This window comes from Micromonospora sp. CA-248089 (genome assembly GCF_050948515.1).
In the GTDB taxonomy this organism is placed as follows: domain Bacteria; phylum Actinomycetota; class Actinomycetes; order Mycobacteriales; family Micromonosporaceae; genus Micromonospora.
On the sequence record NZ_CP192016.1, the window covers coordinates 1241952 to 1265753 of the forward strand.

The 23802-nt window shown below is 71.6% G+C and carries 22 protein-coding genes, 3 tRNA genes and 1 pseudogene; 18 read left to right on the forward strand and 8 right to left on the reverse strand.

Translation table 11 applies throughout. The features are described 5' to 3' along the window. Positions 1 to 25: 25 nt before the first annotated feature. The gene (locus tag ACQP26_RS06155) at positions 26 to 613 is read right to left on the reverse strand and encodes a sigma-70 family RNA polymerase sigma factor (RefSeq protein ID WP_269701738.1); all 588 of its coding nucleotides are present in this window, start codon (positions 611 to 613) and stop codon (positions 26 to 28) included. 222 nt (positions 614 to 835) lie between these two features. Between ACQP26_RS06155 and ACQP26_RS06160 the strand changes: the two genes are divergently transcribed. The 3 genes from ACQP26_RS06160 to ACQP26_RS06170 all read left to right on the forward strand — a co-directional run bounded on the left by ACQP26_RS06160 (position 836) and on the right by ACQP26_RS06170 (position 4240). Then, positions 836 to 2503: a copper resistance CopC/CopD family protein gene (locus ACQP26_RS06160; RefSeq protein ID WP_433495182.1), complete on the forward strand. Its 1668-nt coding sequence runs from the start codon at positions 836 to 838 to the stop codon at positions 2501 to 2503. 16 nt (positions 2504 to 2519) lie between these two features. Further along, positions 2520 to 3248: a YcnI family copper-binding membrane protein gene (locus tag ACQP26_RS06165; RefSeq protein WP_433495183.1), complete on the forward strand. Its 729-nt coding sequence runs from the start codon at positions 2520 to 2522 to the stop codon at positions 3246 to 3248. A 140-nt stretch (positions 3249 to 3388) separates the two neighbouring features. Continuing rightward, positions 3389 to 4240, forward strand: a complete 852-nt coding sequence (locus tag ACQP26_RS06170) for a hypothetical protein (RefSeq protein ID WP_433495184.1) — start codon at positions 3389 to 3391, stop codon at positions 4238 to 4240. A 98-nt stretch (positions 4241 to 4338) separates the two neighbouring features. Here ACQP26_RS06170 and ACQP26_RS06175 read toward each other — a convergent pair whose 3' ends face one another. Beyond that, the gene (locus tag ACQP26_RS06175; protein WP_433495185.1) at positions 4339 to 5634 is read right to left on the reverse strand and encodes a glycosyltransferase 87 family protein; all 1296 of its coding nucleotides are present in this window, start codon (positions 5632 to 5634) and stop codon (positions 4339 to 4341) included. Positions 5635 to 5741: 107 nt separating this feature from the next. On the opposite strand from ACQP26_RS06175, the gene orn reads away from it, so the two are divergent. After that, positions 5742 to 6299 carry an oligoribonuclease gene (gene orn, locus ACQP26_RS06180; protein WP_030270209.1) on the forward strand — a complete coding sequence of 186 codons (558 nt, stop codon included), beginning with the start codon at positions 5742 to 5744 and terminating at the stop codon, positions 6297 to 6299. Positions 6300 to 6389: 90 nt separating this feature from the next. Beyond that, a tRNA-His gene (locus ACQP26_RS06185) sits at positions 6390 to 6465 on the forward strand. 47 nt (positions 6466 to 6512) lie between these two features. On the opposite strand, the gene ACQP26_RS06190 is transcribed toward ACQP26_RS06185, so the two are convergent. Together ACQP26_RS06190 and ACQP26_RS06195 are read right to left on the reverse strand one after the other, a co-directional pair. Continuing rightward, entirely contained in the window at positions 6513 to 7811 is a 1299-nt protein-coding gene (locus tag ACQP26_RS06190) for a L,D-transpeptidase (protein WP_269701731.1), read from the reverse strand. A 162-nt stretch (positions 7812 to 7973) separates the two neighbouring features. After that, positions 7974 to 9248: a L,D-transpeptidase gene (locus ACQP26_RS06195; RefSeq protein ID WP_269701730.1), complete on the reverse strand. Its 1275-nt coding sequence runs from the start codon at positions 9246 to 9248 to the stop codon at positions 7974 to 7976. 187 nt (positions 9249 to 9435) lie between these two features. Between ACQP26_RS06195 and ACQP26_RS06200 the strand changes: the two genes are divergently transcribed. From ACQP26_RS06200 to ACQP26_RS06215, 4 genes are all read left to right on the forward strand, one after another. Continuing rightward, a tRNA-Lys gene (locus ACQP26_RS06200) sits at positions 9436 to 9511 on the forward strand. Positions 9512 to 9661: 150 nt separating this feature from the next. Continuing rightward, a complete protein-coding gene (locus ACQP26_RS06205) occupies positions 9662 to 9916 on the forward strand; it encodes a hypothetical protein (RefSeq protein WP_269701728.1) in 255 nt (84 codons plus the stop codon). A gap of 40 nt (positions 9917 to 9956) precedes the next feature. Further along, positions 9957 to 10499 carry a kinase gene (locus ACQP26_RS06210; RefSeq protein WP_433495186.1) on the forward strand — a complete coding sequence of 181 codons (543 nt, stop codon included), beginning with the start codon at positions 9957 to 9959 and terminating at the stop codon, positions 10497 to 10499. Between the two features lie 44 nt (positions 10500 to 10543). Then, positions 10544 to 11377 (forward strand): MerR family transcriptional regulator, encoded by an 834-nt coding sequence (locus tag ACQP26_RS06215; protein WP_269701725.1) that lies wholly within the window; start codon positions 10544 to 10546, stop codon positions 11375 to 11377. A gap of 12 nt (positions 11378 to 11389) precedes the next feature. Here the strand turns inward: ACQP26_RS06215 and ACQP26_RS06220 are convergent, their stop codons facing one another. The 3 genes from ACQP26_RS06220 to ACQP26_RS06230 form a co-directional block, all read right to left on the reverse strand. After that, positions 11390 to 12331 (reverse strand): GlxA family transcriptional regulator, encoded by a 942-nt coding sequence (locus tag ACQP26_RS06220; protein WP_433495187.1) that lies wholly within the window; start codon positions 12329 to 12331, stop codon positions 11390 to 11392. 16 nt (positions 12332 to 12347) lie between these two features. Further along, positions 12348 to 12758 carry a DUF6010 family protein gene (locus ACQP26_RS06225; RefSeq protein WP_433495188.1) on the reverse strand — a complete coding sequence of 137 codons (411 nt, stop codon included), beginning with the start codon at positions 12756 to 12758 and terminating at the stop codon, positions 12348 to 12350. A 147-nt stretch (positions 12759 to 12905) separates the two neighbouring features. Further along, entirely contained in the window at positions 12906 to 13640 is a 735-nt protein-coding gene (locus ACQP26_RS06230; protein WP_433495189.1) for a class I SAM-dependent methyltransferase, read from the reverse strand. Positions 13641 to 13717: 77 nt separating this feature from the next. On the opposite strand from ACQP26_RS06230, the gene ACQP26_RS06235 reads away from it, so the two are divergent. Together ACQP26_RS06235 and ACQP26_RS06240 are read left to right on the forward strand one after the other, a co-directional pair. Continuing rightward, entirely contained in the window at positions 13718 to 16777 is a 3060-nt protein-coding gene (locus ACQP26_RS06235; protein WP_433495190.1) for a VWD domain-containing protein, read from the forward strand. Positions 16778 to 16839: 62 nt separating this feature from the next. Next, positions 16840 to 16915, forward strand: a tRNA-Lys gene (locus ACQP26_RS06240). A gap of 202 nt (positions 16916 to 17117) precedes the next feature. Here ACQP26_RS06240 and ACQP26_RS06245 read toward each other — a convergent pair. Beyond that, positions 17118 to 17876 carry a hypothetical protein gene (locus ACQP26_RS06245; RefSeq protein ID WP_433495191.1) on the reverse strand — a complete coding sequence of 253 codons (759 nt, stop codon included), beginning with the start codon at positions 17874 to 17876 and terminating at the stop codon, positions 17118 to 17120. A 565-nt stretch (positions 17877 to 18441) separates the two neighbouring features. On the opposite strand from ACQP26_RS06245, the gene ACQP26_RS06250 reads away from it, so the two are divergent. The 7 genes and pseudogenes from ACQP26_RS06250 to ACQP26_RS06280 all read left to right on the forward strand — a co-directional run bounded on the left by ACQP26_RS06250 (position 18442) and on the right by ACQP26_RS06280 (position 23674). Beyond that, positions 18442 to 19800, forward strand: a complete 1359-nt coding sequence (locus ACQP26_RS06250) for a hypothetical protein (protein WP_128138151.1) — start codon at positions 18442 to 18444, stop codon at positions 19798 to 19800. A 7-nt stretch (positions 19801 to 19807) separates the two neighbouring features. Next, positions 19808 to 20692, forward strand: a complete 885-nt coding sequence (locus ACQP26_RS06255) for a phosphotransferase (protein ID WP_433495192.1) — start codon at positions 19808 to 19810, stop codon at positions 20690 to 20692. 438 nt (positions 20693 to 21130) lie between these two features. After that, positions 21131 to 21295 carry a multiple cyclophane-containing RiPP AmcA gene (gene amcA, locus ACQP26_RS06260; protein ID WP_433495193.1) on the forward strand — a complete coding sequence of 55 codons (165 nt, stop codon included), beginning with the start codon at positions 21131 to 21133 and terminating at the stop codon, positions 21293 to 21295. Then, positions 21292 to 21639 (forward strand): hypothetical protein, encoded by a 348-nt coding sequence (locus ACQP26_RS06265; protein WP_433495194.1) that lies wholly within the window; start codon positions 21292 to 21294, stop codon positions 21637 to 21639. The genes amcA (ACQP26_RS06260) and ACQP26_RS06265 overlap by 4 nt, the downstream gene beginning before the upstream one ends. Continuing rightward, positions 21636 to 22771 (forward strand): annotated as a pseudogene (gene amcB / locus ACQP26_RS06270) (cyclophane-forming radical SAM peptide maturase AmcB). Before ACQP26_RS06265 ends, amcB begins: the two are co-directional and overlap by 4 nt. Beyond that, positions 22768 to 22950 carry a multiple cyclophane-containing RiPP AmcA gene (gene amcA, locus ACQP26_RS06275; RefSeq protein ID WP_269701705.1) on the forward strand — a complete coding sequence of 61 codons (183 nt, stop codon included), beginning with the start codon at positions 22768 to 22770 and terminating at the stop codon, positions 22948 to 22950. Before amcB ends, amcA (ACQP26_RS06275) begins: the two are co-directional and overlap by 4 nt. Positions 22951 to 23011: 61 nt before the next feature. Beyond that, on the forward strand, positions 23012 to 23674 hold the full coding sequence (locus ACQP26_RS06280; protein WP_269701704.1) for a pentapeptide repeat-containing protein: 663 nt from the start codon (positions 23012 to 23014) through the stop codon (positions 23672 to 23674). Positions 23675 to 23802: the final 128 nt, after the last annotated feature.

The window sequence follows — 23802 nt, forward strand, 5'->3', positions numbered from 1 at the left end:
GTCCGAGCGCCACGAAAGGTTCCCGTTATCCGGCCAGCGTGTCGCCGACGGCGCCGACGAGTTCGTCGCGGGCGCGGGCCACCCGGGAGCGGATGGTGCCCACCGGCACCCCCTCCACGTCGGCGGCCTCGGCGTACGACAGGCCGAGCAGCTGGGTGAGCACGAACGCGGAGCGCCGCTCGGCGGGCAGCCGGCGGACGAGGTCGGCGGCGCCGAGCTGGCCGGCCGGGTCCGGGTACGGACGGTCGGTGGCGGCCTGGGCGGCGAGCCGCGCGTCGAGCCGGCGGCGGCGTACCACGGTGCGCAGGTGGTCGGCGCAGGCTCGCCGGGCGATCCCGAGCAGCCAGGTCCGCACGCTGGAGCGCCCCTCGAAGCCGGACAGCGCCCGGAACGCCCGCAGGTACGTCTCCTGGGTCAGGTCGTCCGCGGTGTCCGGGTCGACGAGCGCGGCGGCGAAGCGCCACACCTCGGCCTGGGTGGCCCGGACGAAGGCGGCCTGCGCGTCGCGGTTCCCGTCGCGGGCGGCCAGCGCCCAGCCGGTGGCCGCGTCCCGGGCAGCGTCGGGCGCCGACTCGGGGCGGTCGGCGGCGGTGTCGCGCGGGCCGGGGATCACGTCACCCGAGGTTACGCGGCGTACCTGGACAGGACAGGGTCCTTCGACCCATTCCGTGGTCCCGCACACGCCGGGAACTTTTTCCGGCCGCCGTCCGACTACCCTCCCATGACCTCCGAGCAGGCCCGGCGTGGCGCGTGCCGCCGCACCGGGTGGGCGCTCGGTCACGCCCGCCCCGGACCGGCTCGCCGGACCCGCCCCGGTTCGGGAACCATGGCGGTCATGACTGCTGCCGTACGCCGCCCGTCCCGGGCCGTCGCCGCCCGATCCGGGGCCGTCGCCGGGCTGCTGCTCCTGCTGGTCGCCCTGCTGCTCGTCCCGGCCACCCCGGCCGCCGCCCACGCGGTGCTGGTGAGCAGCAGCCCGGCCGCCTCCGCCGTGGTGCCCGACGCGCCCGCGCAGGTGGTGATCACCTTCAGTGAGGGCGTCCGCAAGGTGCCCGGGAAGGTACGGGTGATCGCTCCCGACGGCTCGCGCGCCGACCGGGGCGAGCCGACGTTCCAGGGCGCCGAGGTGACGATCCCGGTGGACGCCTCCGGCGGGCGCGGCACCTACCTGGTGAGCTACCGGGTCATCTCGGCCGACAGCCACCCGGTCTCCGGTGCCTTCACCTACTCCGTCGGCGCACCGTCGGAGCCGCCCACCGACAGCGGCTCGGACAACCGGGCGAACCCGGTCACCGAGAACGCGGTGAAGGTGGCGAAGTACGCCGGCTACGCCGGGTTGCTGCTGCTCGTCGGCCCGGCGCTGGTGCTCGTCGCGCTCTGGCCGCGCCGGCTGTCCCGCCGGGGACCGGCACGGCTGGCCTGGACCGGGCTGGGCCTGCTGGCGGTGGCGACGGTGGCCGAGGTGTGGCTGCAGGTGCCGTACGTCAACGGCGGCGGCCTGTTCGACGTGACCGGCTCCGGCCTGAGCGACGTGCTGGGCAGCGCCTACGGCACCACCCACCTGGTCCGGCTGGGTCTGCTCGCCGCGGCCGCGTTCCTGCTCCGGCCGCTGTTCGCCGGCCCGATCGGCCGTACCGACGGGATCATCCTGGCGGTCCTCGGCGGCGCGGCGCTGTTCACCTGGCCGCTGTCCGGGCACGCGGCGGCGTCGCCCGCGCCCGCGGTGTCGGTGGTGGTGGACACGGTGCACCTGGGCGCCATGGCGGTCTGGCTGGGCGGCCTGGTGATGCTCGCGGTGTTCCTGCTGCGCCGGGCCGACGAACGCGAGCTGGACGCGATCCTGCCGATCTGGTCCCGCTGGGCGGCGCTCGCGGTGGCCGCGTTGCTGCTGGCCGGCACCGTGCAGGGGCTGATCGAGGTGGCCAGTTTCCAGGCGCTGATCGACACCACGTACGGCCGGCTCCTGCTGGTCAAGATCGCGCTGTTCGTGCTGGTGATCGGCGTGGCCGCGTACTCCCGGGCACTGGTGCGGCGGCGGGTGGCCGCCGGGCGGCCGGGTGCGATGCGGCGGGCCGTGGTGGCCGAACTGGCGATCACGGCGGTGGTGCTGGGCGTGTCGGCGACGCTCGTGCAGACCACACCGGCGCGGACCGCCGGCGCGGACGTCGCGGGTGCCCCGGCCGGCTACTTCTCCACCACGCTGAGCAGCCCGATCTACTCGCTCCAGGTCGAGCTGGACCCGGCCGAGACCGGCAACAACTCGATGCACCTGTACGCCTACACGAAGGACAACCGTCCCCAGACGGTGCAGGAGTGGAAGGTCACCGCGGCGCTGCCGTCGGCCGGGATCGAGCCGATCACCGTCCCGCTGCTGCCGCTGAGCGACAACCACGCCACCGGTGAGGTCAACCTGCCGGCCCGGGGCGACTGGCAGCTGCGCATCACCGTCCGTACGACCGACATCGACCAGGCCACGGTGACCGCCACCGTGCCGATCAAGTAACGGAAGGTCCCATCTGATGATCCGTCTCCGGCGCTCCGCGACAGTCGCCGCGCTGACCCTCACCGCCGTCGCCACGGCCGTGCTCGGCGTGGCCGGTCCGGCCTCGGCGCACGTCACGATCAACCCGGCCGAGGGTACGCAGGGCGGCTACGGCCGGTTCGCGTTCCGGGTGCCGAACGAGAGCGACACGGCGTCGACAGTCAAGGTCGAGGTGAACCTGCCGGAGAACGCCCCGGTCGGCTCGGTCTCCACCATGCCGGTGGCGGGCTGGACGGTGGCGGTGGAGAAGCGCAAGGTCGACCCGCCGATCGAGGTGCACGGCAGTCAGCTCACCGAGGCGGTCTCCAAGCTGACCTTTACCGCGGCGCCGAACGGCGGCGTGAAGCCGGGCGAGTTCCAGGAGTTCCCGGTGTCGATGGGCCCGCTGCCGCAGGTCGACACGATGGTGTTCAAGGTGCTCCAGACGTACTCCGACGGCAACGTCTCCCGGTGGATCGAGGAGCCCACGCCGGGGGCGGAGGAGCCGGAGAGCCCGGCGCCGGTGCTCAAGCTGGCCGCCGCGGCGCCCGCCTCGCCTGGCGCGAGCGCGCCGGCCGCGGCGGCGGCCGACGACGACGATGACGACGCCGGCTCCGGCGCGGCCACCGCCCTCGGGGTGGCCGGCCTGGTCGCCGGTCTGGGCGGCCTGGCGCTCGGCGGCCTGGCGTTCGCGCGTACCCGTCGGGAGCCCGCCGCGAAGTCCTGAACGCGAGCGTCGCACCGGCCCGGCGGAACGATCCGCCGGGCCGGTCGCCGTCCCGGCCGGGTGCCGCCGATATCCGCCGATCGGCAGCCGCGCGTCGGTAAGGTCGGCCGGGTGGTTGGCTACCGAGAGGGACGACGCGAATGCGTTTCGTACGCACGATCGCCGGCATGATGCTGCTGGCGTTGGGGGTTCCGGCGCTGCTGGCGGGTGGTGGTCTCTGGCTCGCCGCCCGGCACGCCGGCCCGGACGGCGCGTTCGGTGCCCGGTTCGAGCCGGTCCGCACGTCGGCCCGCGCGGTGCTGGTGACCGACGTGGACGAGTTGCTGCGCACCGACCTGCCGGTGGCGCGTACCGGTCAGGCCCGGCTGCACCTGACCGCGCGGGACGACGACGGTCCGGTCTTCCTCGGCCTCGCCCCGGCCGACCAGGTGCGACGGTGGCTGGCCGACGTCCCGCACAGCACCGTGCGCCGCGTCGCGGTCACCCGGGGCCTGCTGCCCGTCGACCTCGACCCGGCCACCGCCGGCGCCGGCACCGCCGCGCCGATGACCCAGCCCTTCTGGGTACGCGAGGGCATCGGCTCGCTGGAGTGGAGTCCGGCGGAGCTGTCCGACCGGTCGCTGAGCCTGGTCGTGATGCGCGTGGACGGCGCGGACGGGCTCGACCTGCGGATGCGTGCCGAGGTGCGGGCCGGGTGGTTCCCCGGGCTGGCGTGGGCGTTGCTGGCCGGCGGGACGCTGCTGGTGGTCCTCGCCGTGGTGGTGCTGCTGCGGCCGGTGCGGCCGCGTGAGGTGGTCTTCGTGGTCGAGCCGGACCAGGTGCCGGTGCTGGCCGGGCGTCTCGGCGTCACGTCGCTGAGCGGGCTGGGCCGGCAGCCGGGTCCGGCGTCGCGGCCCGAGCGGCATCTGGTGGCGGTGGGCTCCGGGCCCGGCGGACGGACCCGCGCGGCGATCGCTCCGCCGCCCGGCCGGTGCCCCGACGGCGGGGACTGACGAGAACCCGAACGGCCCTCCGCGCTGCCGACGCGGAGGGCCGTTCTCACCGGGGGATCGGTGCTACCTGGGAGAAAACTGAGGTAGTTGATACCAGATTAGCGCTGATCGCCGTTTGTTGCGAGTTGTGTCCGATCAGTCGGAGTTATCGGGTTCGCGGCCGAGCGCCGGCGGATCGGCAGCGCTACGAGCAGCAGCAGGCTGAGCAGCACGTACACGTTGCGGACGACGAAGTCGACCGGGTCGTCCGTGTGCACGATGGCGGTGCCCCAGTCCTGGAACGTCACCAACCCGTACACGATCGGCAGGCCCACGACGGCGGCCAGCGCGAACAGGCCGCCGCGACGGCGGGCTCCGGCGGGCGTCGCCGGATCGGCGTCCAGAGCCGCGTCGACGAGCACCACCACGGCGGGGATGAACCAGTACAGGTGGTGGATCCAGGTGATCGGGCTGACCAGCCCGCCCACCAGCCCGGTCACTGTGAGACCCACCAGCGCGTCCCCCGCCCGGGCGGCGCGCGCGGCCCGCCACAGGCCGAACGCGGCCACCGCCAGCGCGAGTAGCAGCCACAGCAGCCGGTCCGGCTCGGCCGGCGCGGTCAGGCGGCTGAGCAGCCCGAACAGCGACTGGTTGCCGGTGTACTCGGGGCGGCCCACCCGGTCGGTCACCCACAGCTCGTGCGTCCAGAACCGCCACGAGTCACCCGGCGCGACAGCCGCCGCCAGCAGCGTGGCCACCGCCGCTGTCACCGCCGCCACGGCCGCCGCCCGCCACTTCCGGGCGGCCAGCAGGTAGAGCACGAAGATGCCGGGGAACAGCTTGAGCGCCGCGGCCAGGCCCACGCCCACACCCGCCCAGCGCCGCCCCTGCGGTACGGCGAACAGCAGGTCGCCGAGGATCAGCACCACCAGCAGCATGTTGATCTGCCCGAGCGTGAGCGTCTCCCGCGTGCTCTCCACCGCCAGCACCAGCAGCACGGCGACGGTCAGGCCGAACCCGCGCGGCAGGTCGTGCCGCTGCAGCACCGGCAGCACCAGCCAGCGGGTGGTCACCACCACCGCGGCCACGGTCAGCACCGCGAAGGCGGCGATGGCCACCCCGAGCCGCAGATACCCGAACGGCGCCAGGAGCAGCGCCGCGAACGGTGGATAGGTGAAGTAGAGCGCCCCCTGCACCCGGTCCGGCTGGACGTAGTCGTACAGCGGATGCCCGGCCGCCCACCAGTCCATCGCCGACATGTAGATCTTCTGGTCGTAGTAGTCGTGGCGCAGGTTGGGCAGGTAGAGCGCCGGCAGGATCGCGACCAGCGCCAGCACCGCCACGACCCGCCGGACCGTACGCGCGCCCGCGTCGTCGCGGGCGACGGCGGGTGGCGCGTCGGGTTCGGCTGGCACGCAGGAAACCCTAGCGGTCCACCTCGGCCGCCGGGCCGAGGCGCGGGCGCGTCGGCGGCGCGTAGTCTGTTCCGGTGGCTGATCTTCTCGTCTGGATCGACTGTGAGATGACCGGGCTCGACCTGCGGCGGGACGCCCTGATCGAGGTCGCCGCGCTCGTCACCGATCCCGACCTCAACGTGCTCGGTGACGGCGTCGACGTGGTGATCCACGCCGACGACGAGGCGCTCGACGGCATGCCGGAGATCGTGCGCACCATGCACGCCAAGTCCGGCCTCACCGAGGAGGTACGCCGCTCCACGGTGACACTGGCCGAGGCCGAGGACATGGTGCTCGACTACGTCACCAGCTACGTGAAGGACCCGCGTACCGCGCCGCTGTGCGGCAACTCGATCGCCACCGACAGGGGCTTCCTGGCCCGCGACATGACCCGGCTCGACGCCCACCTGCACTACCGGATGATCGACGTGTCCTCGATCAAGGAGCTGTGCCGGCGCTGGTACCCACGGGTGTACTTCGGGCAGCCGCAAAAGGGCCTGGCCCACCGGGCGCTCGCCGACATCAGGGAGAGCATCCGCGAGCTGGAGTACTACCGGCGGACCGTGTTCGTGCCACTGCCGGGGCCGGACGTGGAGGCCGCGAAGGCGATCGCCGCCCAGCTCTGACGCCCGCGCCGAACCCGGTGGACGGGGTCGGCCGGAGTGTGGCTATGATTGGTCCGCGCACCGCCCCGGGCGACCGGAGCGGCGAGCATGGTGGCTGTAGCTCAGTTGGCAGAGCACCGGGTTGTGGTCCCGGTTGTCGTGGGTTCAATTCCCATCAGTCACCCCAACACGAAGCCCCCTCCTCCGGGAGGGGGCTTCGTCGTGTGCGGGGTGTCAGGGGGTCGGCTCGACGCTCGGCGTACCGGCGTCCGGCGTGGTGTCGGCCGACGGCGGCTCGTACGGCAGGGCGCTGCCCTTGACGTACTCGTCCCAGCTCATGTTCCAGTCGGTCCAGCCGTTGCCGTTCTGGAGCTTGCGCTCGGTGCCCTTGACGGTGATCGGGTCACCGATTCGGGTGTTGGCGAACAGCCAGTTGCCTTCCTTCATCGAGACGTTGACGCAGCCGTGCGACACGTTCGTGCGGCCCTGCACGCCCTCGGACCAGGGTGCGGCGTGGATGAACTCGCCGCCCCAGGTGAGCCGCTGGGCGTAGTCGATCTCGGTGCGGTAGCCCTCCTCCGGGCCCAGCTCCTCCATGGTGTCGAAGACCGTGTGCCGGAGCTTCTCGATCACCACCATGGTGCCGCTGGAGGAGGGGGTGCTCTTCTTGCCCAGGCTCACCGGGATGGTCTTGACCACCTTGCCGTCGCGGGTGACCGTCATCCGCTTGGTGCGGTTGTCGACGGTCATCACGAACGACGGGCCGATCTTGATGTCGACGCTGAGGTCGGCGCGGCCGTACCAGCCGCCGCCCAGCGGCAGCCCGCCCGCCTGCACCTTGTAGCTGACGGTGCTGTTGGCCTTCCAGAACGTCTTCGGCCGGTAGCGCACCTCGGTCGGGCTCACCCAGTGCCAGATGCCCTCCTGGGCCGGCTTCGAGGTGACTGTCATCCGGCGCTGGATGTCGTCGCGGTAGTCCTCCGGGATGGCCCGGCCGAACTTCACGATCAGCGGCATGCCGACGCCCACGACCTGGTTGTCACCGAGGAAGCTGGTGACCCGGACCTGCTTGGCCGGCTTCGCCATCGTGGTGAACGTGCTGGTGGCGGTGGCGGGCTTGCCGTCGTCGCCGGTCGCGGTCACGGTCGCCGTGTACGTCTGCCCGTACTCCAGGGCCGCGGACGGCAGCCAGCTGGCGCCGTCCGCCGCGAGCGTGCCGTCGACGGCCTTGCCGGCGGCGTCCTTCAGCTCGACTGTGGTGTCCTGCGCCTCCTCCGTGGTGAAGGTGATGGCGGTGGACGCCGGTACGTCCTTGGCGTCGGCGGCGGGCTCGCTGATGGTGGCCGTCGCCTTCGGTGCCTTCTCGCCGCCGTCGCCGTCTCCGCCGCCCTGCCAGCTCGACGGCTTGTCGCCGCCGCTCGTACAGGCGGTCAGGGCCATCGCGGCGGCGAGCAGCCCGGCTGCCAGCGCGCGGCGGCGGCCGACGCGTCGGGCGCTCGCGCCCCGGATCGGTTCGTCCTGGCCAGCTCGCATGACTCCCTCACAAGGTGATGCCGTTCCCCGTCGTCTCAGGTCAGACGCGCCGGAGCGGGTACGCGTTGCCGGACGTGAAACGGAACACCCCGCGCGGGTGTAACGATTCCACTGGCGTCCGGCGCTTCGTCGGAGGTGGCGTGTCCGACCACGTTACGCCGGTCAGAACGGCGCCGGCTGCCCGCCCTGCGGAACCGGCAGCGCGCTGCCGGCGACGAACTGCGACCAGCTCATGCTCCACGCCGTCCAGCCGTTGCCAGGGGCGAGGCGGCGTTCGGTGCCCTTCACCGTGATCGGATCGCCCACGAGCGTCTTGCCGAACAGCCACCGGCCGTTGGCCATCGACACGTTGACGCAGCCGTGCGAGACGTTGCGGCGCCCCTGCACGCCCTCGGACCAGGGCGCGGCGTGGATGTACTCGCCGCCCCAGGTGATCCGCTGCGCGAAGTCGATCTCGGTGACGTACCGGTTGGCCGGGTCCGGCTCGCTGCGGGTGTCGAAGACGGTGGCCTCCTTCTTCTCCATCACCACCATCGTGCCGCTGGAGGAGGGCGTGCTCTTCTTGCCCAGGCTCACCGGCAGCGTACGGATCACCGTGCCGTTCTCGGACACCGTCATCTGCTTGGTCGCGTTGTCGACAGTCATCTCGAACGCGCGGCCGATCTTGGCGGTGGCGCTGCGGTCGATGTTGCCGTACCGGCCGTTGCTCAGCGGGATGCCGGCCAGCGCCAGCCGGACCGTGATCGTGGTGCCGGTCTTCCAGTACTCCGGCGCGCGGTAGTACGCCTGGGTGCCGTTGTCGACCCAGTGCCAGGCGCCGGGCTGCGGCGGGTCGGTCTGCACGAACATCCGCTTCTGCACCGCGGCCCGGTCCTTCTTCGGGATGCCCGGGGAGAATTCGGCGACCACCGGCATGGCCACCCCGTACGTCTTGCCGCTGAACATGTAGAGACCGGAGCCGATCATCGACTTGGGCTTGGCCATCGTGGTGAACGTGCTGGTGCCCTGGTAGGTCTGGCCGTCCTTACCGGCGCCGGTGACCGTGGCGGTGTACTTGGTGCCGTACTTCAGCGCTGCCGACGGCACCCAGCTGGAGCCGTCGCGCCGCATCCGCCCGGCGACGTTCTTCCCGTCGGCGGTGGCGAGCACCACCTTCGACACGGTGCCGCCACCGGGGATGCGGGCGCTGATCTCGGTGCTGACCGGCCGGGCGTTCGCGCCGTCGGCGGGGCTCACCGTCAGCGGCGGCGCGGCGGCGCTGTCGCTCGGTGTGACGCTCGGATCGGGCGCGGAGGACGAGACGCCGCCGACCTGCTGCTGGCCGGGCACGAACTCCGGCTTCTTCCCCTCGTCGCCGCCGCCGCACCCGGTCAGTGCCAGCGACGCCGTCAGGACCAGGACGCCCACCGTCGCCCCGGCCCGCGCGAACCTGCCCATGCCCACCCCTGTCATCGCGTGCCTGGCGGACATCGTGCCGTATCGACGCCCCCACGCCCGCCCCCGCGCCGGATCGGCTGACCGTTTTGACCGCTTTCGCCGGTTAAGCTCGTCCGAAGGGTGGACCCCGGTATCGGATTGGAACCCGCCTCGGCGGGCGTGCTAATCTTCTTCCCGTTGTCAGCGAGCGCCGCTAGCTCAACTGGCAGAGCAGCGGACTCTTAATCCGCGGGTTCGGGGTTCGAGTCCCTGGCGGCGCACCAACGAGCAAGGCCCTGACCAGGCGCTTCACGCCGGTCGGGGCCTTTTTCGCGTACGCCGCCCGCTGCGCGCCTTGTCCCGCCGCCCTAAGCTGATCATGATCGCCGGCCATGATGGACGGTCGGGCGACGTGCATGAGAGTAGGAGAAGACATGAAAGCCTTCCGACGGCCGCGGATCCGCAGCCTCGTCGCCGCCACCTCGGTCGCGGGCGCCCTGGTGCTCGGCCTGGCCGCGCCCGCGTACGCGGACTACTCGAGCCCGACCTACTCGACGCTGAAGGCCTGCAACGAGGCCCGGCCCAAGTACCAGTCGTCGTGGACGAAGCCGCAGGCGTGCCGTCCCATGTACAACTGGGACGGCACGAAGGTGATCGGGTACGCGTTCCTGGTGATCACCCGGGCCTGATCGGCATCCGCCTGCGACACCTGACGCCAGGGAGGGGATCGTGTCCGCTGGGGCCACCGGCAGCTCGGACACGATCCTCGTCTGCATCCGGGGCAACTCCGGCTCGGGCAAGAGCAGCATCGCCCGCGAGCTACGACGCCGGCACGGCCCGGGGTGCGCCCTCGTCGAGCAGGACTACCTGCGCCGCGTCGTCCTGCTCGAACGGGACAAGCCCGGCGGTGTGGCGCCCGCCCTGATCGAGCAGACCGCCCGGTTCGCCCTCGACCACGGCTACCACGTGGTCCTGGAGGGCATCCTGTACACGGGCCGCTACCGCGACATGCTGACCGCGCTACGGGACGGCCACCGGGGGCGGTCGCTGTTCTGCTACCTCGACGTGTCGCTGGCCGAGACGCTGCGCCGGCATCTGACCCGCCCGCAGGCCGGCGAGTTCGCCGCCGAGCAGATGAGCGGCTGGTACGCCGCACGCGACGTCCTGGGCTGGCCCGGTGAACTCGTCCTCCCGGAGAGCACCGGCCTGGAGCAGGCGGTGGAGGCCATCGCGGCCGCCGTCGGGCTGCCCCAGCACGAGCGCGGAGGTTAGGCGGCGCTTGCCCTTCCGGTTACCGCAAGGGGCAGTCTGGGGTCATGTTGTCGATCAGCGAGTTCAGCCAGATGTGTCACCTGTCGCCGCAGGCGCTGCGCTTCTACCACGCCGAAGGGCTGCTCGTGCCCGCCGAGGTCGACGACCGGTCCGGCCACCGTTCGTACGCGTTCGACCAGGTGGAACGCGCCATGCTGATCACCCTGCTGCGGGACACCGGGATGAGCGTCAAGCTGGTCCGGCGTGCCCTCGACGAACCGGACCAGGCGCTCGCCCTGCTCGACCGGCACCGCGACGAGGTCGACCGGCAACGACAAGCTCAGGCCGACGCGATCGCGGCGGCCCGCGCCGTCTTCGAGGCGCAGCCCGAACCACGGCTGCGGCACGTACCGGCCATGACTGTCGTGGCGCGGCTCGTGCCCGGCACACCGCTGGGCCGGGACGCGCAGGAGTGGGACCGGGCCGAGGAGATCATCGTGGCGGCAGGGGCCGAACTGGTCACCACGGTGCGGCAGGCCGGCGTCACCTGCCTGGGTGAGCCGTGGCGGACGCTCGCGCTGGAGACACCGGGGCAGGACCGGCGCGTACTCGACGGCACCGGGCCGTTCTGGATCGTCAAGGTCGCGGTGGACGGCACCCCGGAGACGCTGCCGTTACTGCCCGCCGACCTGATCGTGCAGACACCCGGCGCCCACGACGAGCTGTCCATCTTCATGCCGGGTCGCAACACGATGGCCAAGTACTGCACTGTCGTCCTGCGCCTGCTCGACGCCGCCCCCGTCGAGGGCGACCGGTTCGTCAACCTGGCGCGGCTCCGTCAGGAGGTCCGGCCCGACGGCGTGCTGAGCAGCGCCCCCGTCGAACGACGACCGGAGTGACCACCGGGCCGGTCAGACGCCCCGGAAACTCCGGCGGTACGCCTGCGGGCTCGTGCCGGTGATCCGCCGGAAGCGGTCCCGGAAGGCGGTGGTGGAGCCGAAGCCGACCTGGCTCGCCACCCGGTCGACGGGGTGGGTCGTGGTTTCCAGCAGGTGCTGGGCCTGGTGTACGCGTACCCGGTGCAGCCACCGCAGCGGGGTGGTGCCGGTCTGGTCCCGGAACCGGCGGTTCAGTGTGCGAGTGCTCAGGCTCGCGTGCCGGGCGATGTCGGCGAGGGTCAGCTCACGCCCGGCGTTGTCGCGCATCCAGGCCAGCAGCGGCTCCAACGTCGTCCCCTCGGGGGTGGGCGGCTCGTGGGTGATGAACTGAGCCTGCCCGCCCGCGCGTTCCAGCGGCATGACCGACAGCCGCGCCGTGTCGGCGGCGACGGCGGCGCCGTGGTCGCGCCGGACCAGGTGCAGGCACAGGTCGAGCCCGGCGGCGGCGCCGGCGGAGGTCAGGAGCTGGCCGTTGTCCACGTACAGGACGTCGGGGTCGACCTGGACGCGCGGATGCTCGGCGGCGAGCCGGTCGGTGGCGATCCAGTGCGTCGTGGCGCGATGCCCGTCGAGCAGGCCGGTGGCGGCGAGGGTGAACGCGCCGCCGCAGATCGAGGCGATCCGGGCCCCGTTGGCCGCCGCGGTCCGCAGCGCGTCGAGGACCGCGGCGGGCGTCGCGGCGGCCGGGTCTGAAACACCGGGTACGACGACGGTGTCGGCGTCGGCGAGGGCGTCCAGGCCCCACGGCACCGCCATGCGGAACGCGCCGGTGGTGACTGTCGGCGTCGCGGCGCAGACGAGCACCCGGTAGCCGGGCCGGCCGTCGGCCAGGCGTGCGCGGCCGAAGACCTCCATCGGGGTGGCCAGGTCGAACGGCACGACGCTGTCGAGGGCGAGCACTGCCACGGTGTGCATGGCGGAATTCAACCAGTCAGGACCGCGCGGCGACTGGCGGCCGCAACGCCGTGACGGCTCTCCGGTACAGGTCCTTGACCGACAGGCCGCCGGCGAAGCACCAGAGCGCGATGACCGGATCGCAGAGGGCGCAGCCGAACGACGAGTCGTGCAGCGACGGGATGATCGGGGTGCCGCGGCGGTGGTGCAGCACGTCCCAGGCCGTGTGCAGCAGCCACCCGACACCGATGAAGGTGTACGAGGTGAGCCCGGCGTAGCCGACCCCCACGAGCAGGGCGCAGAAGGCCAGTTCCCACAGCCCGAACCCGCCGCCGCTGAGGTAGGCGGCACCGGCACCGGTGACGATCAGTGCGTTCAGTCGTCGCCGGTGCGGCTCGGGCACGAGAGAGTTGAGCCCGACGTAGACCAGCCCGATCACGACCGGCATGACATAGCGAAGCACGTGCAGCCCCGTTCCCGTTCGCGGAAAGCGTCTCGGGAAGGAGCCTAGGAACGCCGGCCACCGGCGACGAGAGGCGAAAATGCCAGGCTCCGCCGGATTCTCGCCACGTCGGCGGGCACGGTCAGCGGCCGGTCACCGAGCATCGGCCCGGCCCAGCACCAGCGTGGTCCGCAGGTCGAGCACGACGGTGCCGCCGAAGTCGTCCACCAGCCGGTCCAGGGCGGCGATCCCGCGCCGCTGCTGCTCCGGGGTTCGCGACAGGTACGGCCCGAACGTGCGCATCAGCGCCAGGTACCGCTCCTTGTCCAGCGGCAGCTCCCGCCGGATCACCTCGCGGCGTACGTCGTCGAACTGTCCGCTGTCGAGGACGTCCCGGTGGAACCAGTCGACGGGTCGTTCCCGGACGGTGGGGTCGACGGATCGCAGCGCGGCCCGGACGGCGTCCCGCTGGGCGGCGTCCGCGTAGTCGTAGCGGTGCCCGAAGACGGCGAGCGTGCCGCCGGGTGCCAGGGCGCGCCGGGCCAGGGCGTTGCGGGTGGCCGGGTCCAGCCAGTGCCAGGCCATCGCGCAGCCGAGCACGTCCACCCCGCCGGTGGGCGGCGACCATCGCTCGAACGTCGTGGCCTCGATGCGCGCTTCCGGGAAACGCCCGGCCAGCCGGGCCGCCATCCGCGCGTCGGGTTCCACGCAGGTCAGTGGCGCGCCGAGGCGAGCCAGCACCTCGGTGCCCTTGCCGGTGCCCGCGCCCACCTCGACGACTGAGGCCGGGGTGCCGCCGTGGTAGGCGACTATCGACTCGGCGATCGCCGGCGGATATCCGGGCCGGGCGCGCTCGTACAGGTCGGCCACCGTGCCGAAGAGCTCCATCACCAGGAGGATACGGCTCCGACCGGTCCCCGACAGACCGCGCGGAAACCGGCCCACCCGCTTCTACAGTCCGCACCATGAGGTGGACCCTGCGGCTGGCGGCGGCGCTCGGCGTACTCGTGACCGCTCTGGCGACCGGGGCGGCGAGCGGCGCCGCGGCGCCCGCCGACGGCGGCCTCGGCCTGGCCCTGCGGTCCGGCCAGGCCGACTACCGCGCCGGGGACCAGGTCCGTCTCGACCTCACCGTCACGAACACCAGCGGGTCGGCCTGCGCGCTCGCCACCAGCGCCGTCGGCACCGTGCAGATCACGGGGGTACGCCGGGACGGGCGCGACGTCGCGCCGACGCTCGCCCGCAGCTTCCACGACGACGGGATCGGCGCCGCCGCCACCGCCGGCCTGACCACAGTGGAGCCGGGTGCGACCGCCACCGTGGCGTTGACCGGGGTACGGCTGCACGGCGGCGAGGTCGTGCTCCGCTCGGTGGCCGCCACCGGAGACGGCGGTGGGCTGGACACGCTCTGGCCGGTCGGCGCACCCGGCCGGTACGAGGTGACCGCCGGCTACGTGACGCTGCCGGTCACCGGCGCGACGGACCCGTGCGCGGGCGCGACGGCGCTGCGGACCACCACGTTCACCGTCTCCGACGACGGTGGGACCGGCCGGCGCTGGCTCTGGCTCGCCGGCGGGGGAGTGCTGGCGCTGCTCGCCGTCGCGCTGGTGGTGCTGCTGGTACGCCGCCGCAGGCCGGCGGCCGCCGCCGTGGCCCTGCTGCTGGTGGCGGTCGGTGCGCTCGTCGGCGGTGGCGCCCGGCCGGCGCGGGCCGACTACGGCGTCGACCCGACCGCCGGTGTGCCGGTCAGCGGCGTCGACTTCCAGGCGGCTGTCGACGGCTGCCTGGCCGGGTTCGCGCTGCCCGGCGGCGACCCGTCCGGCCTGCTGCCGAGGCTGCGCGACAAGAAGAGTCCCCGGGTGCGGATCATCCCGACCACGGGTGGCTCCGGCGCGTTCGAGACGCCGGACAGCGCCGACGGCAAGGGCTCCTCGACCGTCACCTGGAACCCGACGTCCACCGACCCGTACGGCGACGGGGTGGCCCGCGACCCCTGCGCCGCGCTGTACCACGAGCTGAACCACGCCGACGACATCTCCCGCAACGCCGTGCCGCAGGGGGAGTGCGGCGGCACCGGCATCCCTACCGCCGAGGTGAAGGCGACGCTCGCGGAGAACCGCTACCGGGCGGCGAAAGGGCTGCCGCCGCGCACCGAGTACAAGGGGAAGACGCTGCCGAAGAACCTCGACGAGTGCAAGAAGCCGGCCAAGAAGACGCCGCCGCCGAAGGGACCGGTGAAGCTCTGCGAGGACGGCGCCGACTGCGGCGGCAGCAACGGCGACCCGCACCTGGTCACGTTCGACCGGGTCGCCTACGACTTCCAGGCCGTCGGCGAGTTCACGCTGGTCGCGGCGACCGGCGGCGACCCGCTGGAGGTGCAGGTCCGGCAGGCGCCGATGGCCGGCACGCGTACCGCCTCGGTCAACTCGGCAGTCGCGTTCCGGATCGGCGCGCACCGGGTCGCGCTCACCCTCACCGACGGCGGCGCCCGCGTGCACGTCGACGGCGCGTCGCCGGCCGCGCTGCCGGACCGCACCGACCTGGCCGGCGGCGGCACCCTCACCCGCCGCCCGTCGGACACCGGCCCTGTCGACGGGTACGACGTGACGTGGCCGGACGGGTCCGCCGCGGCGGTGGACCAGATCGGCCGCTACGGCTACCGGATCCTGGTGCGGCTGGCCGAGAGCCGGGCCGGAAAGGTACGCGGACTGCTCGGCGACTTCGACGGCGACCCGGCCGACGACATCGCCCCCTCCTCCGGGACGGCACTGGCCCAGCCGGTGCCGTTCGACAAGCTCTATCCCGCGTACGCGGACAGTTGGCGGATCGCCAGGGACCGCTCCCTGCTGCACTACGACGACGGGCAGGACACCGGCACCTTCACCGACCGCGCATTCCCGGAACGGGAGGTCACCGTCGCCGACCTCGACCCGGCCCGGCGCGCGGCGGCCGAACAGGTCTGCCGCTGGGCCGGCGTCACCGCGCCCGCCCAGCTCGCCGAGTGCGTCTTCGACGTCGCGGTCAGCGGCCGCCCCGAGTTCGCCGTGGCCGGCGCGAGCACCGAACGGGTCGCCCCGCCGGCGGCCACCCCGATCACCGCCGTACCCGTCGCCACCGCCACGCTCACCCCCGGTGGCGCGCCGCTGACGTTCGCGGCCCGCGCCGGGGACGCCGTCTTCGTCGACGCCACCGCGCCGGGGATCGGGGACCGCTGCTCGCCGTACGTGCTCACCGAGCCGGGCGGCCGGGAGATCGCCGGCGGGTGCAACATCAAGGGCACCGGGTACGTCGACCGCGTCGACCTCACCGCCACCGGCACGTACGCGCTGCGGGTCGTCGCCGCACCAGGCGACACCGGCCGCGCCGCCGTGCGGGTGTACGCGGCCCAGGACAGCGACGGGACGGTGCAACCGAACGGCCCGGCGGTCACCGCGACAGTCGCACAACCCGGCGCGCGGGCGCGTTACCGGTTCAGCGGGCGCGCGGGGGAGCGCGCCTACGTGGACGTGTCCGCGAGCACGCTCACCGACCAGTGCTCGCCGCTGGAACTGCGGGACGCCGAGGGGCGGCTGCTGCGCAGCGGCTGCGTGATCAACGGCGTCGGTGAGGTCGACGGCACGCTGCTGCCCGCCGACGGGACGTACACGGTGGTGGTCGACCCGACCGAACGCGGCACCGGCACGACCACGCTGCGGGTGGTCATCGGCCGGGACCGCGACGCGGCGATCACGCTCGGCGGGCCACCTGTCGTCGCCGTCGTGGGCCGGCCCGGCGCCGTCACCGGCTACCGGTTCACCGCCACGGCCGGCACGTCGGTGACGGTGAGCGCTTCCGCCTCGGACCTGCCGGACCAGTGCGGCGTGCTGGCGCTGCGCGCGCCCGACGGCAGCACCGTCGGCAGCGGCTGCGTGATCAACGGGGTCGGTGAACTCGGGCCGACCGTGGTGCCGGCCTCCGGGGCGTACACCCTGGTGGTGGACCCGTCGGGGGCCGCGACCGGGCAGGTCACGCTGGCGGTGCGGTGAGGCCGACCCTGGATTTCCGGGGTGGTGGGCGGGGTGCTAACGTCTCGTCCCGTTGTCAGCGAGCGCCGCTAGCTCAACTGGCAGAGCAGCGGACTCTTAATCCGCGGGTTCGGGGTTCGAGTCCCTGGCGGCGCACCAACGATCAAGGCCCTGACCTGGTGGTTCACACCGGGTCGGGGCCTTTTTCGCGTACGCCGAGAGTGGGTGGTGGCTCGGTGGGTGCTCGGGAGCCGTTGGACCGGGCCGGTGTTGCCCGGACTGAACGCGGGTCTCGTGTACGTCCGGCGCGCACCGCTGGTTCTTTTCCGGGCTTGATGGGGCCGGGCGTGTCCGGGGCGCGTCAGGCCAGCGCTTCCGGGGCGCGCCGCCGCCACCACGCGCTGAAGAGGGTGACCACGTGCGTCTTGATCTCGTCCGTGATGATCTCGTGCCCGTCGCCCATGAGCGGCCGGACGGCGTGCTTGTAGACCTCTGGATGGTGTTCGACCGAGGGGCAGGTGAAGATGGCCAGCATCCTCAAGACGCGCAGGGTGTCTGTTCCGAGGAGGGGAAAGTGAGCTTCCAGCAGCCTCGCCAGGGCTGACCACACCTTGTCCACGACAAGGCGGATGACGGCGTCGGTCACCAGCCGGGGCAGCCCCGAATCGAACCGCCGCGACAACGCGTCGGTGATGAACTGCTTGGCGGTATCCGTCAGCAGTTCGACGGTCTTGTTGATCTTTTCGATCAACTGGATCAGGGCCACCAGCAGGCCGCACCATGTGTGATCAGCCAGGCGCTTCTTGACCTCCCTGGCGTCAGCCTTATTCCGGACGAGGCTGTCTATGCCGGCTGAGATCTCGTCCCACGGGTTCTCCATGACCTGGTGGGCAAGGGTGTCCATTCGGCCAAGGTCTGATGACATCCATGTTGGCTCAACATCGCGTGGCAGTCGGCCGTTGATTCTGGTTCGGCCGTCGGCGGCCCACAGGTAGTCGGTGATGTCCAGGCGTGCGAGGTCAAAGTAGATTTCCCGGTTGTGGGCGTTGAACTTCTGGCGTCCGGATCGTCTGTCTTCCTCCACCTTCTCCTTGAGTTCACGCCGCCGGTCGTCGCGCATCTCTGGCCGGTCGGCGGCCAGAGATGTCCATCCTTGCCAGCCATGTTGGGAGCCCCCGCAGCCGGAGCATGTGCAGCCCGGCCTCTGGGCGTTTGCGCAGTTGGCTCTGTGGGTGTTGGTCATCATCCGCAAGTCGCCGCCCGGTCGTTTGCGCTCAATGTGACTAGTCAGTGACTCTATGTCAGGCAACGATGGATGCCAATGGATGTGTGACTGGGTCGGAGCAGTTCGACTCGAGGACTCCACCTTCTGGGGGCGTTTTGCCTGGTGGGAGCCTATAGATCTGCTTCATCTGCTGGGCTGCGACGGATTATTGATAGACGGCTCTTCCGTCATCTGCATCACTCGCTTCCGTCCCAGGCCGGCGACAAGGCTCGGGCTGGACAGGTCATGGCGCTCCGGAGCCTGCGCTGATCCCAGGAGGGGACACGCTGAGGGCTCATCGTGGGTCTTCCGGATGCCACCCCGAGCGTCGACTCTGGTTGGGCTGTCGACTCGACCGTCATTGACTTGATGTGTTGACGCGGATGCGTTGTGCTGTCAGGTGGTCGTCGTCCGATCGGAGGTGATCGTGGCCGCGCAGGTGGATCCCGAGTGGTGGAGTTCGGGGCTGTGGAACGGCCGACCGATCAGCGAGTTTCTTCAGCGGCGCGACATCACTGCGGTCTTCCGCTTCCTTCACGCCCGAGGCGTGTCCTACGGCAGGATCGCCGCTCTCGTAGGCCTCTCGCCTCACCGCGCTACGGAGATCGCCAAAGGCGTCCGGCAGGTCACGGCGTACGAGGTGCTGGAACGGATCGCCGTGGGTCTTCACATTCCGCGTCCGGCCATGGGGCTCGGCCGCGCCGAGGACAGCACTATGCCGCGTGACGTCAGCATCGAGACCGTGGCCGGTGAAGCGGATCGGTCGCCTGCCCGTATGGGGAGCAACGAGGCCGGAGGTCTGGTCAGACTCCGTCTGGGACTGGACGAGGCTCTGGCGGCGTCGAGTGTCGCCCCTCGGCAGCTTGAGCTGATCGAGCAAAGCGCTGGCGAGCACCTGCGGGTCTATCCCTCGGCTTCGCCACAGACGATGCTGGCGCTGCTGGCCGCCGACTGCCGAGAGGTGCAGATGCTGTCGCTTCGGCGCCAGCCGGCGGCGGTCCAGGCCCGGCTGTCCGGGGTGGCGGCGCTGCTGGCGACGATGTGCGCTGACGCGTTGATGAGGCTTGGGGATGTTGCCGAGGCTCGACGGTGGTACGGCACAGCGATCCACGCGGCGGACGACAGCGGGGAGGCTCGGTTCCGGGTGCTCGTGCGCGCCCAGGCGGCGATGCTGCCGTACTACTTCGGGGATCCCGCCCAGACCGTCGCTCTGGCTGATGCGGCTCTGGCGGTCACCCCGGCCGCATCGTCGTCGGGTGCCCTGGCGGCTGCGGGCAGGGCGCGTGCCCTGGCCAGAATCGGTGCCACCGAGCAGGCGCGGTCGGCCGTCGATCAGGCACGCCGGCTGTTCGATCAGGCTGGCGACGAGGACACCGACGTGGCGTTCAGGTTTCCGGCGAAGCGGCTGCTGTTGTACCTCTCCGGTGCGTACACCTGGCTCGGTGACACGGTGGAGGCGTACCGGGTCCAGGACGAGGCGTTGCGGCTCTACGGCACGGCTCCGGCCGTGCCGATCGATGCGGCGCTCATTGCCCTGGACCGGTCGATGTGCCTCGCGCGGGATCGGCGGGTGACCGAGGCACTGGTAACCGCGCGTGACGCCGTCGCGGACCTGCCAGAGACGCAGCGGACGGAGATCATCCTGACCCGGGCCAGCGACGTGACCACGGCGATTCCTGGAGAGAGCCAGCGGGGTGAGGTCGCCACCTTGACGGACTACCTACGGGCCTGCCGCGAGCGCGCCCGTAGGCTTGGGACCACAGCCGCACTCGGTCCCTAGGAGCCCCATGTTCGTCGAGGCGCGCACTCGGCCGGTGCTCGCCGAGGTATGTCGTCTCCTCGGCTACCCCGACTCGGACGCGGCTCTGCTGCGGCACCACACCAACGCCGTCTACGCCGTCGGGGACGTCGTCATCAAGATCGCCCCCGGCGACCAGGACCTGAACCGGGTGCGCGCGATGGTGGCCGTGGTCGACTGGCTGGTGGACCGAGAGTTCCCCACGGTCGGCCTTCACCCGGGCCTGTCCCAGCCGTTGGAGGTGGGCGGGCACGTCGTTACGGTCTGGCAGCGTCTGGACCCGGCACACGACGACCCGATCACCGTCTCCGAGCTCGGAAGCCTTCTCCGGGATCTGCATGCCCTTCCTGCGCCACCTGTGCCATTGCCCGTGCTGCGGCCGATCCATGGCATCGAGCGATCCGTGATCCGTTCGGAGATCCTGAACGGCAAGGAACAGGATCTGCTGCTGGGCCGGCTCGAGACGCTGGCCGTCGGCTGGGAGACGATGCGGTTCCCCCGTGGCACAAGCCTGATCCAGTCAGATCCGCAGATCCGCAACGCACTCCGGCGTTTTGACGGCACGCCCGTACTCGCCGACTGGGACGGCGCCGCCCTCGGGCCTCGCGAGTGGGACATTGCCACGGTCGCTGTCCACTGCCGCCGATTCGATCCTCCCGGTCCCGAGGCGTTCGCCGGCTTCACCGCCGCCTATGGCTGGGATGCCACATGCTGGCCGGGGTTCGAGGAGCTGTGCCAGCTCCGCGAACTACAGATGATCGCCACCAACGCCCGCAAGTCCCGTCCCGGGACCGACGCCGCCGACGAGGTGCACCACCGGATTGCAGGACTTGTCCACGGCGGGCCGGAGCTCCGCCGCTGGCACATCCTCTGAGATGAGTCTCGTAGGGACGGGGTAGTACCACCTGTCCTCCTCGCATCGGCCGAGGTCGACCACAAGGAGGCCCACCGTGGCCCACCACGCTGGGTCTGTCTCGGGCCCGTGCCTCCCGCGATCGTGGACGTCAGGAACACGTCGGCGGAACGGTCCAGGACCATCCTGATCCCATGGCGCCGGCGGATCAGCGGCAATCGCCAGGGAGAACCAGATGGACGTGTCGATCGGCGACGGGTCGGAATGCGACCCGACGCACCGGCAAGTGCTCGCGCCGGACACTCCGCCGACCGTACGGGTGAATCCCCGCCTGCGTACCGCCATGAGGGCTGCGCGGGTGGGTGATTGGCGGTCTGCTCCCAGCCGCCGTGGTGCGGCGGCGGGCTCGCCATTCCCCCGGCGAGCCCGCCGCTCATCGTCCCTGGTGGGGGTGGCGGCATGACGGTGTACGTCTCGCGTAACGCCATGGCCAGCCGGTCCCGGCGCCCCGAGCCCGGGTGGACGGCCTCGGCGGGGCAGATGTGGCCCGCTGACCCGCCGCTGCTCACCTTCGTGTGGCGTCGGCTGTTCGAGCAGCAGGCCCGCGAGGGCGGTCGCCGGTGACCGGGCCACAGCGCCGTCTCGCGGCGAACCGGCTCGCGCCAGCCGAGGTGGAACATCTGCCGATGCGCCCGCTGTGGCGGTGCCGCCGATGCGGGCAGCCGTGGCCCTGCGGCGCAGCGAAGCTCGCGCTCCTAGCCGAGTACCGGGAAGTGCCAGTGAGCCTGTTCCTCTACCTGGCCGGCTGCCTGCACGACGCGAGCGACGACCTGCACCGGCTCAACCCGAGCGTCACGGGCACCGCGGCAGACATGTTCGACCGGTTCCTCGGCTGGCCCGCCCGCCACACCCACGCCTATCGCGTCAGCACCACCACGGCCGCCAGCATCGAAGAGGCCACCTCGTGAAGGGCATCGGCCTCATCAACGCCACCGGCCAACCGGCGATCGCCGGCAGCTTCCACACCCTGGTCGTGCAGCCAACGACCTTCTGCAACCTCGACTGCACCTACTGCTATTTGCCCGACCGGAGATCCTTCCGCCTGATGGGCGATGCGGTCGCGCAGGCCTGCGCCGAGTCGATCGCTCAGCAAAACAGCGGTCATCCGGTGAGCGTCGTGTGGCACGGGGGCGAACCCACCGCCACACCCATCGGGCTCTTCCGGGACTTGCTGGCCCTCTTCGAGGAGCTCCGGCGCGCGGGAATGGTGCGTCACGAGATCCAGACGAACGCGACGCTGATCAACCGCCAGTGGTGCGAGCTGTTCGACACCTACGGGTTCGAGGTCGGGGTCAGCATCGACGGGCCGGGCGCGTTGAACCGTAACCGCCTCGACCGGGCCGGCAACCCGACGGACGCCCGAACCCTGCGAGGCATGCAGACCCTGGCCGACGCAGGGGTGCCGTACTCGGTGATCTGTGTGGTCACCCCGGAAACCATCGACCACGCGGAAGCCCTCGTCGACTTCTTCACCGGCCTACCCCGCTGTCAGTCGGTCGGCTTCAACATCGAAGAGCAGGAGGGCGCCGACCGGGCACCGGTGTCGGAGGATGCCGCGTACCGATTCTGGCAGCACCTCATCGCACGTCGCGTCGGCGGCAACCCGCTGCGGATCCGCGACGTGGACCGGCTGGCCGACTATCTCGCCGCCACCCGAGCCGGACACGTAGACCACGCGCCGTACGAGCCGATCCCGACCGTCTCCTGGGACGGGCAAGTGGTCCTGCTGTCACCGGAGCTGCTCGGCATCACCGAGCCGCGATACGGCGATTCATTGCCGGCAACGTCCTCCAACAGCCGATCACCGCCATGCTCGCCGGCGCCGGCGACCTGGACTACGTCGCCGAGTTCATCACGGCCCTCAACGACTGCGCCGACCACTGCGCCTTCTACGACTTCTGCCGGGGCGCCCAGGCCGGCAACCGCTACTTCGAGCACGCGAGGTTCACCGCCCGCGAGACCACCTATTGCCGAACCACCCGGCAGGCCCTCGTCCGCGCCGCCGCGGACCACCTCACCCCTCACGGAGGAGCACCATGACCGACGCTCTCGCGATCCTCGTCAACGCCGCGCCCGAGCAACTCGCCCGCCTCGGCGTCGACCCGCAGCGGTCGGTAGCGTCGATCGACGCGGGGAAGTTCGACAACCGCCCCACCTGGGACAACAAGGGTAAGTTCGACAGTCGACCCGGCTGGGACAACTGGAACAAGAAGAAGTAGCCCCCGCCACGGGGCGCGCGGGGTGACGTGCCCACCCCGCGCCCGCACAGGTTGAGGACACATGCGCACCACCACGATCGGCGACGTGAAGGTTCTGCTCCCGGACCTCGAGCCGGACTACCTCGATACGACGACGGACCTCGGCGACCGGCTCACCGAGGCACTCGTCAACGGCGCGGCGTGGCGCGGTTCGCACCTTGAGGACGTCAGCATCCGCAGCAGCCTGATCACCGGTGCGGACCTGAGCGAGAGCACCTGGGAAGCCGGCAGCCTCTACGGCTGCGAGATCACCCGCACCGACTTCTCCGGCGCGACCCTGACCGGCATCACCATCGAACGCTGCGCGATCACCGGCTCCCGGTTCACCGGCACCAGACTCACCGACGTACGCCTCAAGGACGTCCTGTTCGACGGCTGCCGCTTCGACTACGCCACCCTCCGGCGCGTCACCGCCGCCGGCTCGGTCGCGTTCACCGACTGCACTCTCACCAACGGCGCGTGGTCGTCCTGCCGACTACCGCGCATCGCACTGCGGTCATGTGACCTTGCCGGACTGGAACTGGACTCCTGCCACCTCGACGGGGCCGACCTTCGGGGCAGCCGGCTCCAGAGCCTCAAGACGCCGCTGGACAACCTGCGCGGCGTCACCCTCGGCGAGGACCAACTTCCTGACCTCACCCAGCTGACCATCGCCGCCCTCAACCTCGCCGTCCGCAAAGACTGATGACGAAAGCCAGGGTCCGGCTACTCCGTACCGGGGCCTTTTCGTCGTGTCTGCTCGGACGCGGCAGCCTGGCCGACCCCGGACCCATCGACGGCCGGACGGGACGGATCATATTCTGACCCGTCGAA